This window comes from Nostoc sp. ATCC 53789 (genome assembly GCF_009873495.1).
GTDB classification, from domain to species: Bacteria; Cyanobacteriota; Cyanobacteriia; order Cyanobacteriales; family Nostocaceae; genus Nostoc; species Nostoc muscorum_A.
This window is the reverse complement of record NZ_CP046703.1, coordinates 2584318-2605158: the sequence shown is the minus strand read 5'-3', so window position 1 is coordinate 2605158 and position 20841 is coordinate 2584318. Positions and strand designations below refer to the sequence as shown.

General features: G+C 40.8%; 15 protein-coding genes, 1 tRNA gene and 2 pseudogenes. 8 read left to right on the top strand and 10 right to left on the bottom strand.

The annotated features are described in order from the left end of the window. Window positions 1-112: 112 nt before the first annotated feature. From GJB62_RS10730 to rpaB, 4 genes and pseudogenes are all read right to left on the bottom strand, one after another. Window positions 113-1033, bottom strand: coding sequence for a bestrophin family ion channel (locus GJB62_RS10730; RefSeq protein ID WP_114083524.1), 921 nt, complete (start codon window positions 1031-1033; stop codon window positions 113-115). A 360-nt stretch (window positions 1034-1393) separates the two neighbouring features. After that, window positions 1394-1573 (bottom strand): annotated as a pseudogene (locus tag GJB62_RS37420) (RNA-guided endonuclease TnpB family protein); the annotation flags it as partial. After that, window positions 1574-1790 (bottom strand): annotated as a pseudogene (locus GJB62_RS10725) (helix-turn-helix domain-containing protein); the annotation flags it as partial. A gap of 73 nt (window positions 1791-1863) precedes the next feature. Further along, window positions 1864-2589, bottom strand: coding sequence for a response regulator transcription factor RpaB (gene rpaB / locus GJB62_RS10720; RefSeq protein ID WP_012412533.1), 726 nt, complete (start codon window positions 2587-2589; stop codon window positions 1864-1866). A gap of 346 nt (window positions 2590-2935) precedes the next feature. Between rpaB and GJB62_RS10715 the strand changes: the two genes are divergently transcribed. The 3 genes from GJB62_RS10715 to GJB62_RS10700 all read left to right on the top strand — a co-directional run bounded on the left by GJB62_RS10715 (window position 2936) and on the right by GJB62_RS10700 (window position 6607). Beyond that, a complete protein-coding gene (locus tag GJB62_RS10715; protein ID WP_181852882.1) occupies window positions 2936-3202 on the top strand; it encodes a hypothetical protein in 267 nt (88 codons plus the stop codon). A gap of 675 nt (window positions 3203-3877) precedes the next feature. Continuing rightward, window positions 3878-5398 carry a bifunctional phosphoribosylaminoimidazolecarboxamide formyltransferase/IMP cyclohydrolase gene (purH, locus tag GJB62_RS10705; RefSeq protein WP_114083527.1) on the top strand — a complete coding sequence of 507 codons (1521 nt, stop codon included), beginning with the start codon at window positions 3878-3880 and terminating at the stop codon, window positions 5396-5398. Window positions 5399-5974: 576 nt separating this feature from the next. Continuing rightward, on the top strand, window positions 5975-6607 hold the full coding sequence (locus GJB62_RS10700) for an HD domain-containing protein (RefSeq protein WP_114083547.1): 633 nt from the start codon (window positions 5975-5977) through the stop codon (window positions 6605-6607). Window positions 6608-7073: 466 nt separating this feature from the next. Here the strand turns inward: GJB62_RS10700 and GJB62_RS10695 are convergent. The 5 genes from GJB62_RS10695 to glcD all read right to left on the bottom strand — a co-directional run bounded on the left by GJB62_RS10695 (window position 7074) and on the right by glcD (window position 13349). Beyond that, a tRNA-Lys gene (locus GJB62_RS10695) sits at window positions 7074-7145 on the bottom strand. Window positions 7146-7208: 63 nt separating this feature from the next. Then, the gene (locus GJB62_RS10690) at window positions 7209-9452 is read right to left on the bottom strand and encodes a GAF domain-containing protein (protein WP_114083529.1); all 2244 of its coding nucleotides are present in this window, start codon (window positions 9450-9452) and stop codon (window positions 7209-7211) included. A 344-nt stretch (window positions 9453-9796) separates the two neighbouring features. Further along, window positions 9797-10360, bottom strand: a complete 564-nt coding sequence (locus GJB62_RS10685) for a hypothetical protein (protein WP_114083530.1) — start codon at window positions 10358-10360, stop codon at window positions 9797-9799. Then, entirely contained in the window at window positions 10360-11607 is a 1248-nt protein-coding gene (locus tag GJB62_RS10680; RefSeq protein ID WP_114083531.1) for a glycoside hydrolase family 10 protein, read from the bottom strand. The genes GJB62_RS10685 and GJB62_RS10680 overlap by 1 nt, the downstream gene beginning before the upstream one ends. 269 nt (window positions 11608-11876) lie before the next feature. After that, window positions 11877-13349, bottom strand: a complete 1473-nt coding sequence (gene glcD / locus GJB62_RS10675) for a glycolate oxidase subunit GlcD (protein WP_114083532.1) — start codon at window positions 13347-13349, stop codon at window positions 11877-11879. 529 nt (window positions 13350-13878) lie between these two features. Here glcD and GJB62_RS10670 point away from each other — a divergent pair. The 5 genes from GJB62_RS10670 (at window position 13879) to GJB62_RS10650 (ending at window position 20208) form a co-directional block, all read left to right on the top strand. Then, window positions 13879-14166, top strand: a complete 288-nt coding sequence (locus GJB62_RS10670; RefSeq protein WP_114083533.1) for a CTB family bacteriocin — start codon at window positions 13879-13881, stop codon at window positions 14164-14166. 1414 nt (window positions 14167-15580) lie between these two features. Continuing rightward, the gene (locus tag GJB62_RS10665) at window positions 15581-17095 is read left to right on the top strand and encodes an HlyD family efflux transporter periplasmic adaptor subunit (RefSeq protein ID WP_114083536.1); all 1515 of its coding nucleotides are present in this window, start codon (window positions 15581-15583) and stop codon (window positions 17093-17095) included. 25 nt (window positions 17096-17120) lie between these two features. Continuing rightward, window positions 17121-19289, top strand: a complete 2169-nt coding sequence (locus GJB62_RS10660) for a peptidase domain-containing ABC transporter (RefSeq protein WP_114083537.1) — start codon at window positions 17121-17123, stop codon at window positions 19287-19289. Window positions 19290-19364: 75 nt separating this feature from the next. Continuing rightward, window positions 19365-19637 (top strand): hypothetical protein, encoded by a 273-nt coding sequence (locus GJB62_RS10655; protein WP_245246136.1) that lies wholly within the window; start codon window positions 19365-19367, stop codon window positions 19635-19637. A 322-nt stretch (window positions 19638-19959) separates the two neighbouring features. Then, window positions 19960-20208, top strand: a complete 249-nt coding sequence (locus GJB62_RS10650; RefSeq protein WP_147262535.1) for a hypothetical protein — start codon at window positions 19960-19962, stop codon at window positions 20206-20208. 295 nt (window positions 20209-20503) lie between these two features. On the opposite strand, the gene GJB62_RS36970 is transcribed toward GJB62_RS10650, so the two are convergent. Next, window positions 20504-20650: a hypothetical protein gene (locus tag GJB62_RS36970; RefSeq protein ID WP_181852883.1), complete on the bottom strand. Its 147-nt coding sequence runs from the start codon at window positions 20648-20650 to the stop codon at window positions 20504-20506. Between the last annotated feature and the right edge of the window lie 191 nt (window positions 20651-20841).

Below are 20841 nucleotides of genomic sequence, written 5' to 3'. Positions count from 1 at the left end.
TCCACCAATGAAGAGATAGTTTCGCGTTTATATAGTACTGCGAAACATGATGGAGGGTAGGGAGAGATGAGACTTGACAGCTATAACCAAGGCTTGTAAGTTATTCCCAATCTCAACTTTTTTCATAAGTCAATTTTCCTGGATGCGATCGCGTATTTGGAGTCAGAGTAGTTAAATCGTCTATATTGCGTTTCATTGTGGCACAAATCGCATCTAGAGGTAAGTCGTTAGGATCATAACCAAAGGGGTTTTCTATCTCCAAGCCGATTGCTTCAATCCCAAATACTGTAAAACCAACTAAAGCCGCAATTAAACCTGTCCACCAACCCAGACTTTCCACTATTTGAAATGGTAGCAGGAAACAATATAGTAACAATAATTGCTTAAGATGAATGGCGTAAGCTAATGGCATAGGTGTTTTTAAAATCCGTTCACAAGCACCCAAATTATCTACAAGATTATTCAATAATTCTTGCATAGATGTTAACTGGTAGCTATTAAGGCAATTGCGATGATACTGCTCTTGTAAATAATCTCCTATCCAAAATGCAACTTCTATGGGGGGATTATTCATAATTTTCAATTTTCTATACTTAGTAGATGGCATTAAATCTTCTAACTCGCTATTGACTGCTTCTCCGCGCAAATGTAATTTAGTTGTCACAGCAAAAGCTACCAATAAATTTAATGCTGTAATTTTATTGTCTTTATCTTCTGGAGATATTTCATCAATAGATACCCAAATTTGCCGGGCCAGATTTCGGATGTTATTTACTAGAGAACCCCAGCATTTTCTCCCTTCCCAAAATCGCTCATAAGCAGTATTGGTGCGAAATACAAGTAATAAACCTAAAACAATACTAGGAATAACACTTCCTAAAATCGGTTGGGATACAGGCAGTTCAAAATGGTAAAGGATAGAAATCAAAAATCCGAAAGCTCCGCATAATAAAATATGTTTGTAGATTGCTTTCATGACGGAACCTTTAAATTGCAATGTTGTACTTAGCCATGTAATTTTTTTGGTTGTCATGCAGTCACCCTAAGATAATATTTAGCAGATCGATAGATTAAATATCGATACTTTAAAAATAATAACTATATAAATAGCAAAATTGGCAAATAGGATACTTTAAAAAGTTATCTTGATAAAGAACATGATCTGCTGGCGATACAGCACTTCTAGCAGCTATGAGGTACATCCTAAAAGCTGAAAGCAATGATAGGAGATGGGCAAGGAGAAAACTATATTGCATAATAGCCGGAAGCGCTGTAATGATTGTATTCTAGCTTCTGTTATACAATATCGAGTCCGGTTAAATATTTATCATTAGGACTAATGTAAAGAGTTTTTGTCAGCGATTAAGCGACCATTATTTGACACTCCCCGCTTCTATTGAGACGGGGATTCTTGGTTCCCTGACTCGCCGTTAGAGGGCAGGCTTGCGCCAACCGCCCAAGAGGGCAAATCTCCCCAAGCGTAGCTTCCGGTGTGCCCCACCGTAGTTAATCCACGTTTCAGAATATTGATACTGGTATTCACGTCTCTATCTTCTACATAGTAGCAATGAGGTCGCTGTCTGACTCGTTCAATTGTTGAGACACTAATAATTTAAAACCGAAGCGATCGCCTGATCTATCCAACCCCCTTCTTCATGGTTAGTATCTGCCAGCAGTAATACACGCGCATGATTTATTTTATACGCAGAATTCTTACCTGTTGCGACCAATCTTTCTAAGTACGCTTTCTTTTCAGATGTTAGAGATACTATGTATTTTTTCTTCGGCATCACATCTAAATTGAAAAAGGGTATCTATAGATTACCCTGTCCGTGTATCACTCAATTATTTATTGACAGACTACTACTGTGATTCAATAATTCGTGGGAAAAAATAACCACTACCTCTTGCTGTGATAATCAACTCTGGTAAGTTGGGGTCATCTTCTACCTTTGTCCGCAATCGGGAGATATGCACATCTACTACACGGGTGTCTAAATGAAGTCCTGGTACGCAACCCCACAATAGCTGCAACATTTCTAATCGGGAAAAAACTTTTCCAGAATTGTTTACCAACAACTCTAGTAAGCTAAATTCCACACCTGTCAGGCGAATGCGTTGCTCATTTTTATAGACTTGTCGCTTATTTGTATCAATTTTGAGATTGCCCACACGAATTATCGTGGAATTAGGAGTGGTATTGACACTAGTTTTGTGGAAGCATCGCCTTAGTATGCAGGCAATCCGAGCTTCTAACTCCTTGGGAGAGAAAGGCTTTGTCATGTAGTCATCAGCACCTAATTCTAGCCCAGTAATCCTATCGGCTACGTTTCCCAAGGCTGTAAGCATAATAATTGGTACATCTGATTCTTTCCGTAATTCTTGGCATACACCGTAGCCATCGAGCTTTGGCATCATCACATCCAAAACTATTAAGTCAGGAGTGGATACACGAAAAGTTGACAAAGCTTCTTCACCATCGCTAGCTGTGACGACATCATAGCCAATCATGGAAAGACGCGTCTCTAAAATCCGACGTATGCTCGCTTCGTCGTCTACTACCAGGATTTTTCCTTTATGACCTGACAAGTTTCTCAATGCTCCTTTACAGCGAGAACTCTTAACCCTCTATTATCAGGCTTGATTGAGTCTAAAACACAAAACGGCCTTGGACTTACTCTAAAGCAGTAGTGTAAATTCCTCAAAGCATTTGTACAAAATTATGCTAAGACATCTGTACCAAAATAGAGATTTGCACTGGATTAAGAAATTCCTCAGCAGGGGACTCGTATTTTCCATAGATTTAGTGTATCTTGTTTATTCCGTGCAATTATTAACACTCCTTTCACCCACGACTTTTTACAACTCTGTTGTCATCTGACTTTTCAGCTAATGGCTTTGATATTCAGTGAATGAAAACTTTTAATTAATAGATATGAAGATCATCAAAAAATCTGAAACGCTGACCCTGAAGAAAATGATGGAAATCCAAGACGCTGAAGACCAAAATCTTCAAGCTGATACCGTCAATTTTTCAACCCCTGTGGTTGATGAGCAACCAGTAGCGATTCCAGAACCGAGAGAACCTGACTACATCCCATTGCGCGATAATCCCATAGTCCAATCTGTTGGCAATTCCGGCTGGCAAATTTCTGATATTTGGCGGGATATCCGCGTAGATGATTTTTGTAATTTTGGATAACTGTCAATTGTGCTTGTTGAAACTGCTGTAAAGCTTTTAAAGTATCGGTAATTTGTCAACCTCAAGACTTCAAGGTAATTCCAAATTTATCTTTGATTTTGACTTGGATTGATTGGATCTATAGGTGGTTTATTGTTTTACAATTTTCAACCATCTTTTAGTCAAGTTAACTGTATTTCTGGTGGGATCGCCCGACTCAAAGCTAGCAATTATTTACAATATCCATTCAATACTGTTTTGAGACAGATTATGGCTTGGGCATCTTGCCCGTTAAAAGACGGGCGAGATACCTATACTTGTTCTATTCCAAATAAAGGATTGCATACGTCTCCCGACTTTCAATACTATTGGATGTGACAGCTCACTCTAGCGTTACAACTTCCTTGTAACCGCTTATACACGCGTAATCGATGAATGCTTCTGTGGGGTCTAGATTCGTTGGATAGCCATAGTTATGTGGGTAAAAGATGCTTACTTTTAGTTTAGGCGATCGCAAATATTAGAGACTAAGCCTACTTATTCCTTATTTCCAGCATTTTCGACAGTGCTGACTCTGGAGGATGTAACCATATAAATTACACGAGTCAATATTATTCCTCATGGTCTTGAAGTGAACCAAGGCTTATGCAAAACTTGAGATCCTTCGCTTCTAGCCTACTTTTAAGGAATTGATCAATGGCGCGTCTAGCCCTGCTGAGTGTATCTAACAAAACTGGTATAATTGACCTAGCCCGTAGCTTGGTTGAAGAATTTGACTTTGATTTAATCAGCAGTGGGGGAACAGCCCAAGCACTCAAAGATGCGGGACTCCCTGTCACCAAAGTTGCAGATTATACAGGTTCACCAGAAATTTTAGGTGGTCGAGTCAAAACCCTACATCCCCGAATTCATGGCGGAATTTTGGCGCGGCGAGATGTTCCCGAAGATATTACAGATTTAGAAAATAACCAAATTCGCCCGATTGATTTAGTGGTGGTGAATCTATATCCCTTTGAGGAAACGATCGCTAAACCAGGGGTAACATTATTAGAAGCTGTTGAACAAATTGATATCGGTGGCCCAGCAATGCTGCGAGCATCATCGAAAAACTTCGCCCATCTCGCTGTATTATGCGATCCAGCACAGTATGACGAGTATTTGGAGGAATTGCGCCAAAATAACGGCATAGCATCCCTAGAGTTTCGGCAAAAGGCAGCATTAAAAGGATTTTCGCATACTGCTAGCTACGATCGCGCGATCGCATCTTACCTCGCAGAAGCAGAGCAATACACCCTTAGCGGCACACAATTACAATCTCTGCGTTACGGTGAGAATCCCCATCAACCCGCCACCTGGTATCAAACTGGTACTACTCCAACGGGATGGACATCTGCGACAAAACTCCAAGGCAAAGAACTTAGTTACAATAACTTAGTTGATTTAGAAGCCGCACGCCGAATCATTGCTGAATTTACTGATACTCCAGCCGCAACGATTATCAAACATACAAATCCCTGTGGTACGGCATTGGGAAGTACGATTTTCGAAGCGTATCAAAAAGCTTTTAATGCTGATTCGACTTCTGCCTTTGGTGGGATTGTCGCACTCAACCGTCCCATTGATGCGGCTACGGCTAGCGAGTTAACTAAAACATTTCTAGAATGTGTGGTTGCACCAAGTTGTGATGCTGAAGCGCAAGAAATCCTTGGTAAAAAATCCAATGTGCGGGTTTTGACTCTAGCTGATTTGAGCAGTGGCCCTAAAGATACCGTAAAAGTGATAGCAGGTGGTTTCCTTGTCCAAGCTAGTGATGATGTGATTGCTGATACTAGCCAATGGCAAGTAGTCACAGAACGTCAACCCACCGACAGCGAATTAGCCGAATTACTGTTTGCTTGGAAAGTTTGCAAACACGTTAAATCTAATGCCATTGTTGTAACTAGCGATCGCACTACAATAGGAGTAGGTGGTGGTCAAATGAACCGCGTCGGATCAGTTAAAATTGCACTAGAACAAGCTGGAGAAAAAGCCAAAGGTGCAATACTCGCCAGCGATGGATTCTTCCCCTTCGATGATTCCGTGAGAACAGCCGCAGCCGCAGGAATTACAGCCATTGTCCAACCAGGTGGAAGTCTGCGCGATAAAGATTCAATCAAAGCTGCTAACGAACTGGGTTTACTGATGGTCTTAACTGGTGTACGTCACTTTTTACACTAAATCATTGCTTATTGAGTGTGCGGTTTACAAAGTGTCACACTATATACTTTCTTTATGATTGAAGCAATGATATTATCTAATCGTGTGTGAGGAGCAAGTTAAAAATAAAAAGCGTTTGGGGTGGAAACACGGCAACACTCCCAAGCGCTTTTTAATTGGTCAGAATTTGAATTGCTTGTGCAGTTTTAAAAATGTCACTCAATATACTTGCTATTAAATAGAAGTAGTGATATGGTTTATTTGTGTGTGAGGAGCAAGTTGAGAATAAAAAATGCCTGGGGTGGAAACACGGCAACACTCCCGGGCATTTTTTAATTTACATATAAAAATTGGATTGTTGGTACAGTTTTAAAAGTGTCACTGAGTTTAATCTCCTTTTCATTAAACCAGTGATAGTATTTAGTAGTGTGAGGAGCAAGTTAAAAATAAAGAACGCCTGGGGTGGAAACACGGCAACACTCCCAGGCGTTTTTTAATTGGTATGTAAAAAAGATTACTTGCAGATACGCTGGAATTATTGAGATAATCAGCTACAGTCTAAAATCCAGTAAACCTCACACCCAATCAGAAATTCAGGTGCAAATCAATCGGCTGACTGAACAAATTCAATTCATCATCGAAATTGATCGATTGAAGCAGGTAATGCGGCAAACCCTACTTATGGATGGGTCACGCCGAGAAAATAGTGCAGAACACTCTTGGCATTTAGCTGTAATGGCGATCGCCTTAGTAGATTATGCCCCAGACGGTGTTGATATATTCCATGCCATCAAAATGCTGCTAATCCACGATTTGGTAGAAATTGATGCAGGTGACACCTTTTGTTACGATGTGCAGGGTAACGACAGCAAAGCAGTAAGAGAAGCACAAGCAGCATTGCGTTTATTCGGACTTTTGCCAGCAGACCAAGATAGTGAGTTGCGTTTACTCTGGGATGAGTTTGAAGCAGGAGAAACACCTACCGCCAAATTTGCCGCAGCCTTAGACCGTATACAGCCTTTGTTGCATAATCAGCAAACTCAGGGTGGGACTTGGCGTATTCATGGCATTAGCCGCAATCAGGTGATGAAACGGGTAGTACCAGTAGAAACAGGTGCGCCGGAACTGTGGCCCTTTGTCCTGCAATTGATTGATGATTGTGTGACAGCAGGATATCTTAAAGATGATGCTGCCCTAATTACTCAAGATTTTCGGGCTGAAAATTGTTAGATTTTTTCTAAGCCTAAATATATAAACCTCATCCATTTTGAAACCAAGAGTTTTTTAAAATATATATTTATGTAGGTTGGGTGGAGTGAAACGCAACCCAACATTACCACCTTATTTAGGTTGCAATACGCTTGGGTTAATGGCTACTGGCAAAAATTTTGGGTTTTCGAGACGCGATAAATAGCCGTCTCTACAAGTATTTTGGTCTTGTCTAAACTGTATTGATTTATGTTGGGTTACGCTATCGCTGCACCCAACCTTGTATCTTAGAAATAGTAGTAGACGAGGTTTAGATTCTAAAATCGTTTCTTTAAGCATCTCACCTACTCTTTTTAGAGTATAAATTTTGGGTTGCGGAGGTGAACTCACAACCTTTTGCAATTGCTCTCCATTTTGTTGGAGATTAAGTGTAGTTCTATATTTGCAAAAGAGTCTGCACCAAATACCTGATTAAATACTTAAAAAGTGGGTGACGAGGGATTTGAACCCGCAACCAATAGATTAAGAGTCTACTGCTCTACCGTTGAGCTAGTCACCCACACGAATAACTATCATAGCACAACTTCTGAGAATTTAGCTAGTGATACGCCCAAAAAACGAATTAAAGGGGGAATTTGATGGTGAAGGTAGTTTGACCGGCTCCACTCTCTACATAAATTGAGCCGCCTAAATGTCTGACCATTTTCTGCACTAATGCTAATTCCAGTCCAGTGCCGCTGTGTTTCCAAGGATCGTGTTTGGAAAGGTGATAAAAAGGCTCAAAAATGCGTGACAGTTCATTGCTGGTAAGCTCTAGTCCAGAATTGCTAATATTAAGCTCTACTGCATCCCCTCTTAAGTGGGTAGAGACTGTGACTGATTCACCTGCTGGGGTATATTTGCAGACATGGTTGAGTAGTTCGGTGATAATCCTCTCCATATCTGTGATATCTGTCTCTAAAGGCGGGAGTGCGCTATCTAGACTCAGTTTTAACTGCTGTCGCTGACAGTTGGTGAGGTCTCGAAAAGACTCGACAATGGGCTGAAGCCAGCTTTGTAAGTCAATGGCAATCAATGTTGGGGGTTCGGGTTCTGCTTCGAGATATGTGAGTTTGAGTAGATCGTTAATTAACTTGCTTTCTCGCGCACACTCGTTATGCAGAATCTGCAAGAGTTGTGGAACTATTTCTATCTCTAATATTTCTGCTGGTGTTAAGACACTTTCGAGGGTTTGGACTGCAAGGCTGATGCTAGTTATTGGGGTTCGCAGTTCTTGAGAGAGATTTCGGAGAAATTGGTTTTTGAGCCGATCGCAATTTTCTAATTCTTTTACCTGTGCCTGGGTTTGTTGGTAAAGTTGAGCTTGGCGAATTGCGATCGCACATTCATTGGCAACCTGCTGCACTAACTCAATTTCAAATTCATCAAATGCTTCTTGTGATGGTCTTGTCAACCAAAGATTTCCCAAAATCCCTTGAGTATCGAAAATTGGACAAGCCATCTGGGACATAACCAATAGGTTTGGTTGCCATCCAGGGGCAATTTCTAAAAATTGCAGAGGTTGTTTTTGCAACAAGGGTTGATAAACTTCCAGACGGTCTGCAATCTGTCTGGTCAATTCTCGACACTGCGGTAGGTTGATGCTGTACTCGTAGGCAATAGTTACCAGGGTTTGACAGGGGCTATAGAGTTCAATTTGGCAACGTTCAAGGTTCAGTAACTCTGTTAATTCCTGAGTGACAGTCTGCAACACCTGAGCTTCATCCAGACGATCGCGGATTTGTTCTGTCATCCGGCGCACCAAGGCTTCAAAGTTTCGTACCTGCTGCAACTGATTTTTGTGCTTCTGTTTTTGCAACTCTATTTCGGCTTTGAGATCCTTAAGCTGCTGACGAAGTTCTGCTTGTTGCACAGCAATGCCGATTTGAGTTGCCAGCTGTTTAAGTAAGCTAGTTTCTGCTTGCTGCCATTGACGCGATTCCTGGCAATGATGGGCAATCAATAGCCCCCACATATCTTGCTCTTGGAAAATCGGCACGACTACATTGGCTCTAATCTGCAAAGATGCCAGAAAATCTATATGGTAAGGATGCAAGCCTGCTGCATAAATATCCTCAACAACTTGAATGCAACCTTGCCCGTAGTTTTCTGGATTGCCACTAAAGCAGGGATCGATGATGTTTTTTCCCAATAGTGAATCGCTTGCAGCGACGCTTGCGGCAACAATTACCCCACTGCCATCAGGCTGGAAGCGATAAATTAGAATGCGATCGCAATTCAAAAATTGCCGCAGTTCAATTGTTGTCTGATGCAGAATTGTCTCTAATTCTACAGATTGGTGAATTCGTTCGGCGATCGCTTCTAGCAATTGCTCCCGTTCAACCTGGAGTCCGACTGCTTCTTGGGCTTGCTTCACAGGGGTGATATTGCTACTAGTACCAATCAGTCGATAAATCCGGGAGTTAGCATCCCTTAGTGGCGTGAGAGTCGTACTCCACCAAGTAGGAACCCCCTGGAATTGCAAACATTGTTCGTAAGAAATAGTTTTACCAAATAGCACACAGTCAGCATAGTGCTGACGCACCCTCGCAGCATCGATGGGGGAGAGAATATCCTCTGGTTTTTTGCCTCGGAGATCGTCTGAGCGAATGCCTATCCACCGTTCATGAGTGGGATTAAGTGCCACATACTGAAAATCTCCATCCTCTAGAACATCTACTACAAATATTGATGCCTGCACAGAATCGTACATGCTCAGTAGAAATTGCTCACTACTATTTTTTTCCTCTACTTCCGTGCCAAAGATAATTTGAGGGGGCGATAATTTTGTCAACTCCATAGTTGATTCTGCTGGATTTTTATTCATGCGAGAGTCCCTTTCTGGTATTACTGACTCTTCTAGGCGCTCTCTTATCGTTATGCTTGTAGTAGATGCACTTTAGCGCCTATAGCAAAGTATTGTCAGCTGTTGCTCATCGAAATTTAAATCTTTCTCTACTTCTGGTCAGAAATCTAGGAAAGCTAATAGAAGTCAGCTTAACAAATCCTGCTTTTTGAAGGCGAAAATACATTTGCAGTTGAGGGCAAATCTAATGATTTTTTGAACAGTTTTCCAAGATTTTTGCATATACTTAGGTACAATTATCATACTATATCAATTAATTTTACAATTCTTAATAAATTTCTGGGGCAAGGCTGGGTAATGGGAACTCACGATCGCAATTTATGAGCATTCATTCCGGTGAGGATACCAACTATCAGCCAGGTGATAGCTAACCCTATAACTTCGCCTAAGAATAATTGCGTTAAGTCGTGCAAAATCATCCCCACAGCAGAACCCACGGGGACAGCAACAGCCCAACTTACCGAAGAGACAAATATCCATCGCCACGCCACAGGCTGGGGAATTGCTAACCATTGTGTCAATCCAATTCCCAAGCCGCCAAGTGCGCCATAAATCGCTCCCGACAGGATTCTCAAAGGAAGAATTTGAATGCTGGGTACAATCCAACCTACCGCACCAATACCGATCGCAGTGATGATACTCCAACCCAAAAGACTTGACAAAATCCACCTGATGCAAAATACAGGTTCTTTGAGAAGACAACCTTGAGGAAGTGCGATCGCAAATCCGCCGATAGCTGCTTCTACCACCCCAACATCTGGCTGCTCGCCAACTTCAATAAAAAGTAAACTCAATAAAAAACCGCCACAAGTAGCGAGAGTCCACAGCAGTGTAAAGCTAAATCTAGTATTTTCCGGCGCGAATGGCATCAAAGTTTTTTTGGTTTGAATTGTCTGACAGTTCTAGCATTAAACATCTCAAAAAAAGCTTTGCGTCGCTGTTGGGGCGATTCCGGTACAATGTAACCCCAGAGACTCTCCCAGTAGAAAAAGGATATACCATTAAAATTGCGATCGCGTACTGCTTGAACCTGTTCTCTAACTTGTCCCATTTTCACAGGATTACGCACCGTTCCCGTTGATATACCAATTTGTACAGGAATTAGACTTTGAGCCAATTTCACAGATGGTTGTTCTAATTGAGCGATAAAAGAGCTTTTATCATTTCGATAAACTTGCAAAATTAACTCATTAACTAAACCTTTTTTTACCCAATTCTCCCAGTCTTGCAAATAGTATTTGTAGGCAAAAGCTTGATAGTTTGGAGATAGGGATATTTTGACTTTGGGTTTCACCGCCTTCACAGCTTGATAGAGTTCTGCCATAAAATCAGTAATTTTGTCTGCTCGCCAACGCATCCATTCTGAGTTAAAAGGGTCGATGGGAGGACTTTTGCCTTTGTGTTCTTGCTGGTAAAGTTCAATCGTGAAGCGATCGTAGCCAAACTGTACTGGCATCCCAAAATGATCGTCAATCTGAATACCATCCACATCATAATCCCTGACTACTTCCAAAATTAGCCCTCGGATAAACTCTTGCACTTGCGGATGTAAGGGATTCAACCAAGCCAGCTTACTTACTAAACTATTATCAATTTCTTCTGGTGGTGCATCTTGGATAGACTTTATACCTTCTTGCCCAATTGTTAACCAATCGGGATAACGCCTTGCTAATTGTGAATAATGCGGTGTCATAAACCCGTATTCAAACCAGGGAATGACTCTCAAATTTTTCTTTTTGGCAAGTGTCACTATCTTGGTTAAAACATCTTGTCCACCGTGCATGAAATTGAGAAAAGGTTGAGTATTTGAGCCTGTAGTCATTTCAGCTACAGCACTTTTATAAAAAGTATGTCCTCGGTTCCAAACTACAGGATAAATTGTATTAAAATTGAGGGACGATAATTGGTTTATAGCCCGGTTAATACCCCAAGGGACAAATAGTACACCACTAGCAACATTAGTGAGCCAAACGCCGCGAATTTCTGTAGGTAAAGGAATTATTTTTTGGGAATAAACTGGGAGTGAAGAAACTGAAGAGAATGAAAAAACTGTTAAAGTGGCTACTAATCCCAAACACATTAAGTAAGAAACACAACGGCGAGCAACCCGATTCATTTGTAATCGTGACCTAGTGCGATCGGAATATATATAACTACAAAATAAAGTTGTAATCCTCCGGATGATGTAAAGAAATGATGATTAATAACTCAGAATTCAGAATTCAGAATTCAGAATTCAGAATAGTTGAAAGCATACGGAGCCAGTTTTGGTTATGAATATACTTAACGATACCAAAACCTAATAAATTAGAATTCCAAACTCTAATTCTGACTCCTAACTTCTAATTCCTAACTCCTGACTCCTGAATTCTGAACTCTTTCTTCTTAAAATCTTTCCACACCTTCAAATTGCTTGACAGCAGACGCATTTGCTGCTTCTCCACAAGTTCGTGGTGTGGGGAATATCTTTTCAGGATTTGCTAACCCTTTAGGATTAAAAACTTGTCGCACCCATTGCATAGTTTCTAAATCAACTTGGCTAAACATCTGGGGCATATAGCACCTTTTCTCCGCACCGATGCCATGTTCACCAGAAATACTTCCACCAACTTGGACACAAAGCTTGAGAATTTTTCCACCCATTTCTTCTACTTGTTCCAATGCTCCAGGCACAGAATTATCATAAAGAATTAATGGATGAAGATTGCCATCACCAGCATGAAATACATTAGCAACACGATAACCATATTGTTCACTTAATGCCTCAATTTCATGCAGAACATAAGGCAACTGAGTCCGGGGAATTACACCATCTTGTACATAATAATCTGGACTTAAATGCCCAGCCGCAGCAAAAGCAGCTTTACGTCCTTTCCATAATTTCAATCTGGTTTCTGGGTCACTAGCAGAAGTGACATTTCGCGCCCCATTCTTTTTACAAATTTCAGTCACTCGCTGCTTATTTCCTGCAACTTCTACTTCTAAACCGTCAATTTCGATTAGCAAAATAGCAGTAGCATCACGGGGATAACAATTTGTGGCGACAACATCTTCAACTGCATTGATGCTGAAGTTATCCATCATTTCCATACCGCCAGGAATAATTCCAGCGCTGATGATATCAGAAACAGTTGCTCCGGCAGCTTCAATACTGGTAAAATCTGCCAATAGTACGCAAATTGATTCTGCACTTTTGAGAATTCGTAAAGTAATTTCTGTGGCTATACCTAAAGTGCCTTCAGAACCAACAAACACACCCGTTAAATCATAACCAGGCATTTCGGGGATTTGTCCACCTAAATCGACAATTTCTCCTTCTGGCGTGACAATTTTTAATCCTAAAACGTGGTTAGTGGTGACACCATATTTAAGACAATGTACGCCACCAGAGTTTTCAGCAATGTTGCCCCCAATAGAGCAGATAATTTGGCTAGATGGGTCAGGAGCGTAGTAAAAACCAGCACCACTAACGGCTTGTGTTACCCAACTATTAATCACGCCTGGTTGAACAATTGTGCGTTGATTTTCCAAATCAATGCTGATGATTTGCCGCATTAAGGAAGTGACAATCAAAACAGAGTCTTCCACTGGTAAAGCACCGCCAGATAGACCAGTGCCAGAACCGCGTGCGATGAAGGGGATAGAATATTGATTGCATATCTTTACTACTTGGGCAACTTGTTCTGTTGTTCTAGGTAATACCACTACAGCCGGGCGTTGGCGATAGCCAGTTAAACCATCACATTCATAAGTAATAAGTTCTTCGCGGCGTTGCACTACGCCATTTTTGCCAAGGACAACCTCGAATGCTTTGATAATAGGTTTCCAGTTGTGTTGTTTTTTATCTTGGGTCAGCATAGTTTTTAAAGTTAACTATAGTAACTTAGAGTTTAAAACAATACCCAAGTTTTTGAGGGATTTGCCAATAGTTTTGAGCGGTTAACGACGGTTTGGCCATTGCGGCGTTCTTTCTTGCTTTACCGCTCTAGAACTTACTGAGCTTATTTTCCACTTGAAAAGCCTGATATTATGCATTCGTTACGACAGGTTGTCTATTTGTCAAAACTGCTTATGTATTAGTTCCAAAGACTTAAGTAAAACTTATTAATGTTTTCCCACTCATGATGTCAAAGTAGTGGTTTTAGATATGCCAAGTTTATAAATATATGTTCAAATACTTGAAATCAGTTTGAAAATAGCAAATATTGACCATTCTTGCTCTATGGCATTGCTATATCTAAAAAAAATTAAAGATTTTATATCTACCTTAAGAAACAAAAATACAATTTGGTTTTATGTCTTCAGGTTTATGAAATCATGACAAACAATGCCTATAGTTGGGTCTTAGGTAGTCACATACCTAATTTCGTAAGTGAGGCTAACAATCATGTCATATCAAATCAACACATCTGAGTTGTTTGTCGAGTTATTTAATGAACAACAAGAGCTACTCGCTGGCGGTGTAGACTCTCAGAGAAATCAGAGCAATTTCGCTAGAAGACTTACAAGGTTAGACGGAACGAGTAGGTCTGGTCCTCAAGGCAGCGAAGCTAACAGTAAAGGTTCAAATGATGGTGTTCAAACATCAGCAGTACAGAACTTACAATTAGGTGGTCTAGCAGCTGTACCCGGAATACCTACCTTGCCCGGTATAACAAATCCGTTCACCAGTTAATTTGCAAAAATTAGCTATTACATAATCAGAGTATTTGATAAATTTAGGCAGAGAAAGAAAAGAAAGCAAAAAATAAAACGTCAAAAATATTTATTGTAAATTTTTGCTTTTTCTGACTTCTCTTAGCTTAAATCCATCTCTAACTTTGAACCGAGTAGCTGATTATTACAAAGACTACCTGTCTACTTTCACTACACAGCACCACCAATTTTATCATTGTGGTGGTGCTGGATAATCTAGAAAATTTGAGTTTTCCCTACTTAGCCGATAGATATTGTACATCTTCATCATCTATCAAAATCCTCGGCGAAAAGAGTATCAACGAGAACATTGTGAGTTAAGGTTTTCAAGCATCTAAGAGTGAATCTATTTTTTGTAAAACTTGTTTTTTTACTATCTTTATTACCTGACCAGAAATCCAATAAGTAATTTCAATACTTGCCTGTTATTTGACTCTGCACAGAAACCAAACATCTAGATTCAGGGTGGAGATTTGTAGTTAATACCAATTTTTTATGAAGCTGCATAGAATTCGATCCCCCCTAGCCCACGCCAGTCGCTCCACTTGGGGAGACCCCATCGCTTTTAGCGTCTCCCCTTGGGAGAAGACCGCGCTGGCTCCCCTTAATAAGGGGGGAACCGGAAAAACATCCATCAAAGTCCCCCTTTTTAAGGGGGATTTAGGGGGATCAAGATATGTGCAACTTCACATTAAATTGGTATAAGATTGCTTTGTTTATAAATAAAAAAGGGGGACAGAGGAGTTTATTGTAACTCGCTCAACGTAAGTGAGGACTTTGAGGGAGTTTGAGCGTTCTCCTCTGTATTCTTTACCGCGTTGGCCGCGTTTGAATCTTGAGAAAGATAAATTCGCTTATCTTGTCGTGCATATCTTTCTCTTCCCCTTTTACTAATTATAGACAATCGGAAAACATTATGCTGGGAATTTTTAGCAGTATATGTTACTTTTTCATTCTTTAATTTGGCAAACACTCCTGCTGATAGTCCATTTCACATTGTGATTAACTTACAAGCCGAATCTGTGATTAGCTATCTGATTAATCTTGGCAAGATTAACATAGACTTTAATTCTTGATTATACCCTGTGGCATATCACCAAAGATATATTTTTTGTGGCATCTGATTTGCAATCAAGTTATGCAATATAAACCTCGTCTATCTTGAGAACCGTAGTTTTGTAGGTTGGGTGCAGCGATCGCGTAACCCAACATAAAATTTGGTGGTAATGTTGGGTTGCGTTTTACTCCACCCAACCTACATCAATAAATATATCTTTTGAAAAACTCTTGATTTCAACATAGATGAGGTTTAACCAGCTTTGCAGCAAAAAAATTGGGGTTGATATTAAATAAATCTGAGCTTTTGGTGTATACATTTCAAAAAATTATGTAATATGGCGAACTTCTTAGCCCGCGAGGAAAACTATTTTGGAAATAGGTTTAATGAACCCAATCCAGAACAACTCCATGTAGTTGATGTTAACGAGTTTCTTCCCCATCTCAGCAAATGGACTAACATTGGCGGAGGAGTTTTAGTTGCTACCTTTGTGGCTGCGATCGCTCTTACATCTATTCTCAGTTACAATGTCACGGTCAAAGTTCCGGCAAGTATTCGACCTGTAGGAGAACTACGGGTTGTTCAGTCTGCTATGGCCGGAACCGTTCAAAACATTGATATTCAAGAAAATCAGGTGGTGACTCAGGGACAAGCGATCGCTCAAATTGATAATTCCCGCCTTCAGACTCAAAAGAGTCAACTAGAAAGTAGTATTCAGCAAGGTAAATTACAACAAAGTCAAATTGATGCTCAACTGGGTGAAATCGATGCTCAGATTGCAGCTCAGACAAACTTAACCAACCGCACGATTATTGCTGCACAAGCTGAATTAGATGGGACGCAACGCAACTATCAAGATCAGCAAGTTAAGGCTGCGGCTGATATGACACAAGCACAAGCAGCTTTAATCTTAGCTAAGGTACAACGCGATCGCTTACTACGGGAAAAAGTTTTAACGGCAACTGTACAAGAAGCAGAAGCAGCTTTGAAAGTAGCCAAGGTGCAACGTGACCGATTGCAGCCGATAGTCGCATCGGGATCGGTTTCTCGCAATCTGTTTGAGGAAAAAGAACAAGCGGTTATATCTGCTCAGGCAAAGCTAGAAGAAGCTAAAGTTAGTGTTAAAAATCTTTTGGAGGACAAAGAACAAGCCCTAAATATCGCGCAAACGAATTTAGAAAAAGCTAAAACCGCGATTAATGCCAGTAATGCGGCTGTAATAGTGGCATCTGAACGGATTAAGCAAGAACAGGCTAGAGGTGAGGCTACTTTAGCCGCTTTGAAAAAAGAACGAGAAACTTTACTCCAGCAGCGCCTTGAACTCCAAAAGCAACTCGCTAGTAGCAGCAAAGATTTGCAACAGGTTCAAACCGACTTGAATTTGAGTGTGATTCGATCGCCAATCGCCGGAACATTGCTGCAATTGAATCTTCGCAACCCAGGACAAGTAGTGCAACCAAGTGAAGCGATCGCTCAGATTGCTCCTCTCAACGCTTCTTTAGTAGTTAAAGCTCGTGTGCCGGCTCAAGATATTGACAAGGTAAAAGCAGGCCAAAAAGTTCAGATGCAAGTTTCTGCTTGTCCCTATCCAGACTACGGCACTCTCAAAGGAACTGTCAAAACAGTTGCACCAGATGCTTTACCTGTAAAAAGCAATGTCAATTCAGGTGTAACCCAAGCCCAGGTAGTTGCTTATGAAGTAACTATTGAGCCACAAACTTCATATTTGAGTAGAAGCGATCGCCAGTGTCATCTGAAAGCGGGTATGGAAGGTAGGGCTGATATAATTTCCCGCCGAGAAACGGTGCTTCAGTTCATTCTCCGCAAAGCCAGATTCATCACAAATTTTTAATCACTAATTTAATAGGTCTGTAACCATGTTCGATCTATTCAAACTCCATAAAAATTACCAGTGTGTTTTGCAGTTGAGTGAAGAAGACTGTGGAGCCGCCAGCCTTGCTTCAATTTGCAAACATCACGGACGTTTTTTAAGCATAAATCGCAGTCGAGATGCCGTTGGGACTGGACAGCTAGGAACAACTTTGCTGGGTTTAAAGCGTGGATCTGAGACTCTCGGTTTTAATGCCAGGGCAGTGAAAGCTTCACCTGCGATCATAGATAGAATCACAGAAATCAATCTACCAGCAATTATTCATTGGCGGGGTTATCATTGGGTTGTTTTATACACCAAGCGCGGCAATAAGTACGTCATTGCCGATCCAGCTGTAGGTATCCGTTATATTAACCGAGAAGAGTTAACAGAAGCTTGGAATGGGGTGATGCTCTTACTAGAGCCAGATCCAGTCCGCTTTTTTGAGCAGCCCACAGAAGAAGCAAAAGGTGGCTTAAGCCGCTTTTTAGTACGCATCTTGCCTTATCGTGGACTGCTAACTCAAGTTTTAACAATCAACATTGTCTTAGGTCTGTTGGCTCTAGGTACTCCCGTCTTGATCCAACTGCTTACAGACGATGTACTTGTGCGCGGAGATACCCAGTTACTCACTGTTGTGATCTCAGCCGTTGTAGTTATGAGCTTATTCGGCAGTACTTTGCAACTATTGCAAGCGATTATGATTGCTCATTTTGGGCAGCGATTGCAATTAGGATTAGTCTTGGAATTTGGGCGAAAAATTCTCCAATTGCCTTTAAATTACTACGAAGCCCGTCGTAGTGGTGAAATCACTAGCCGTCTGCGAGATATCAACGACATCAACCAGTTGGTATCGCAAATTGTAGTTCTTTTACCTAGCCAGTTTTTTGTTGCTGTGGTTTCTTTTTGCTTGATGCTGTTTTACAGTTGGAAACTGACAATGGCAGTCATCGTTTTTGCTGGGTTAATTACCCTCTCGACCCTACCTTTTTTACCTATCCTCCAACAAAAAACCCGCAGTCTCTTAGTTTTAGGGACGGAGAATCAAGGTGTTTTGGTGGAAACATTTAAGGGCGCACAGGTAATCAAAACTACAAATGCCGCTCCGCAATTTTGGGATGAATTTCAAAGCCGCTTTGGCCGCCTTGCTAACCTGACTTTTAGCACCATCCAAATCGGTATTATCAACGGTACTATTAGCAAACTTATAGCTACCCTTGGTGGCGTGATTTTGCTTGGTCTAGGAAGTATCTTGGTGATTAATGGGGAATTAAGCATTGGTCAAATGCTGGCTTTTAACGCCTTACAGTTCAATGTTCTGGCTTTAATTAACTCAGTGGTTGGCTTAGTAGATGAATATTTTCGCTCTCAAACAGCAATTTCTCGCCTTCTGGAAGTTATCGATGCAACACCGGAAGTAGTCGGAGGTAGCCAAAAGCCGGTTGTTCAAATTTCTAGTGATGCAGACATTCGCTGTTCCCATGTCCAATTTCACCATGCTGGCAGAGTTGACTTATTAGAAGATTTTTCTCTCAAACTTCCTGGAGGGAAAGCGATCGCTTTGATTGGTAAGTCAGGTTGTGGTAAAAGTACTTTAGCGAAAGTGATTGCAGGCTTATATCAGCCTAATTCTGGCAATATTCGCATTGGTTTCTATAACATCAACGACCTTTCCCTGGATTGTTTGCGGCAACAAGTAGTCTATGTACCTCAAGAACCTCATTTTTGGAGTCGCTCAATTTTAGAAAACTTCCGCTTAGGAACACCTTATATTTCCTTTGAGGAAATTGTCAAAGCTTGCCAGATAGCGGATGCAGATGAGTTTATCAGTCAACTTCCGAATCAGTATCAAACAGTTTTAGGGGAATTTGGGGCGAATCTCTCTGGTGGACAAAGACAACGATTAGCGATCGCTAGAGGCATCCTTACCAATCCACCTGTACTGATTTTAGACGAAGCAACAGCTGGACTCGATCCAGTCAGCGAATCTCACGTACTAGACAGGCTTTTGGAATACCGAGAAGGCAAAACTACTATTTTGATTACCCATCGTCCCAGCGTAATTAATCGAGCCGATTGGATTGTACTACTAGATAAAGGTCAGGTACAAATACAAGGTGATATTGAGACTTTCCTCTCTCAGCAAGGAGAGCATTTAAAGTTTTTATCAATGTAAAAAATAGTCTTTGTATAAGCAAATAAAACTATGTCTGAAAATACCAAATTCCCCAATTCTGAATGGTTCAGGGATTTGTCTGAAGAAGAACAGGAAACCCTAGCTGCTGGGCAAATCACAAATATACCTGGTGGAAGTAATTTTTTTATCCAGCAAACTAATATCCAAACTGCGGCAGATAATACATTAAATCTTGTAAGTGGTGATGTTTCTTCACAAAAAACTAGATATAGTTTGTCACAATTTACTATTGGGTCTTCCACAACATTTGGTTTACCAAACTTTAGTTTAGGAGAGGATAAATGGAAAAATTTAATTGCCAATCTCTTAAATAGTATCTTCTCATAAAATTTAGCTTTTGGAAAAGAAATCTCCTACACGTAGAGGCACAATTACTCGTGCCTCTACATTTTTTAATAAAACCTAGACGGTTCAAATTTTAACTTTTTAAATCAGGATCAAACTTGGGGAAATTATCAATATTTAGTGCAGTTTTGCCAATATAAAATATAAAGCTATTTTTTGGTTTCTATTTAAATTTTCATGAGTCAAAAGGAATATTTTTGCTATTATTATTTCTAACCTGAGAATAATTTAAACTGTCAGGAAATAATTACTATTAAAAATATAGGTGAATAACACCTAATGTTAGTAAGTGAGGTAAAAAATTATGTCAAATCAAAGTACCATGTCTGATTTGCTTGTGGACTTATCTACAGAGCAACAACAGCTTCTGGCTGGTGGACAAAATGGCGATGAAGGAGACTTAGGTGATGAAAATTCAGGTGATGAAGGAGCGGGTGGTGAAGGAGCGGGTGGTGAAGAGCCTTCTTTCAGTGGTGGAGGAACATCCCCCCGTGGTAACCGATTCTTTATTCGTGGTATCGTGAGTCTCCGTAAAATCCCACGTTTGTCCTAAACTTTGCAATTCGTGGGGGAAAGAAAGGCTCATATAATTATCTCAAGTTCAATTCAATTTTGAGAAAGAATTTGAGCAGTCTCCTATAACCAGACAAGGGGCTTAAGCCCCTTGTTAAAGATAGGTAAACTCCACTTACTTCAGATCAAAATAGTTTTACACTACAGCTTTTTCTGTATCAATCAAGGCACTAGCCATCCTTCTGCACTGTACAAAAGTGAGGCAAACAATTATGTCGTTTCAATCCATCCAATCCGATTTGCTTGTCGAGCTATCCATAGAGCAACAGGAGCTTTTAGCTGGAGGTAACGTCCGCAGGTGGGGCGGCGGCTGGCGCGGCGGCTGGCGCGGCGGTTGGCGCGGCGGTTGGCGCGGCCGCCGATCTTGGTGGTAAACTATCGCCTATTGAACTTGCACTTTTTGCCGTCTGAAATGCTTGCAACAAGGCTTTCCACTCCCAATGCTAAAAAACCAATAGATGACAAGAAATATGCCGGAGTTTGCAAGTCAGGGCAGAACAAGTGCGTACCTCTGTATTCCGCGTTTTAGACTAAGCTTGAAAGACGAAAAAGCCCGTTAAAACGGGCTTTTATCATATACTAATTCTCTGTAAACTTGCACTTAATAATTACT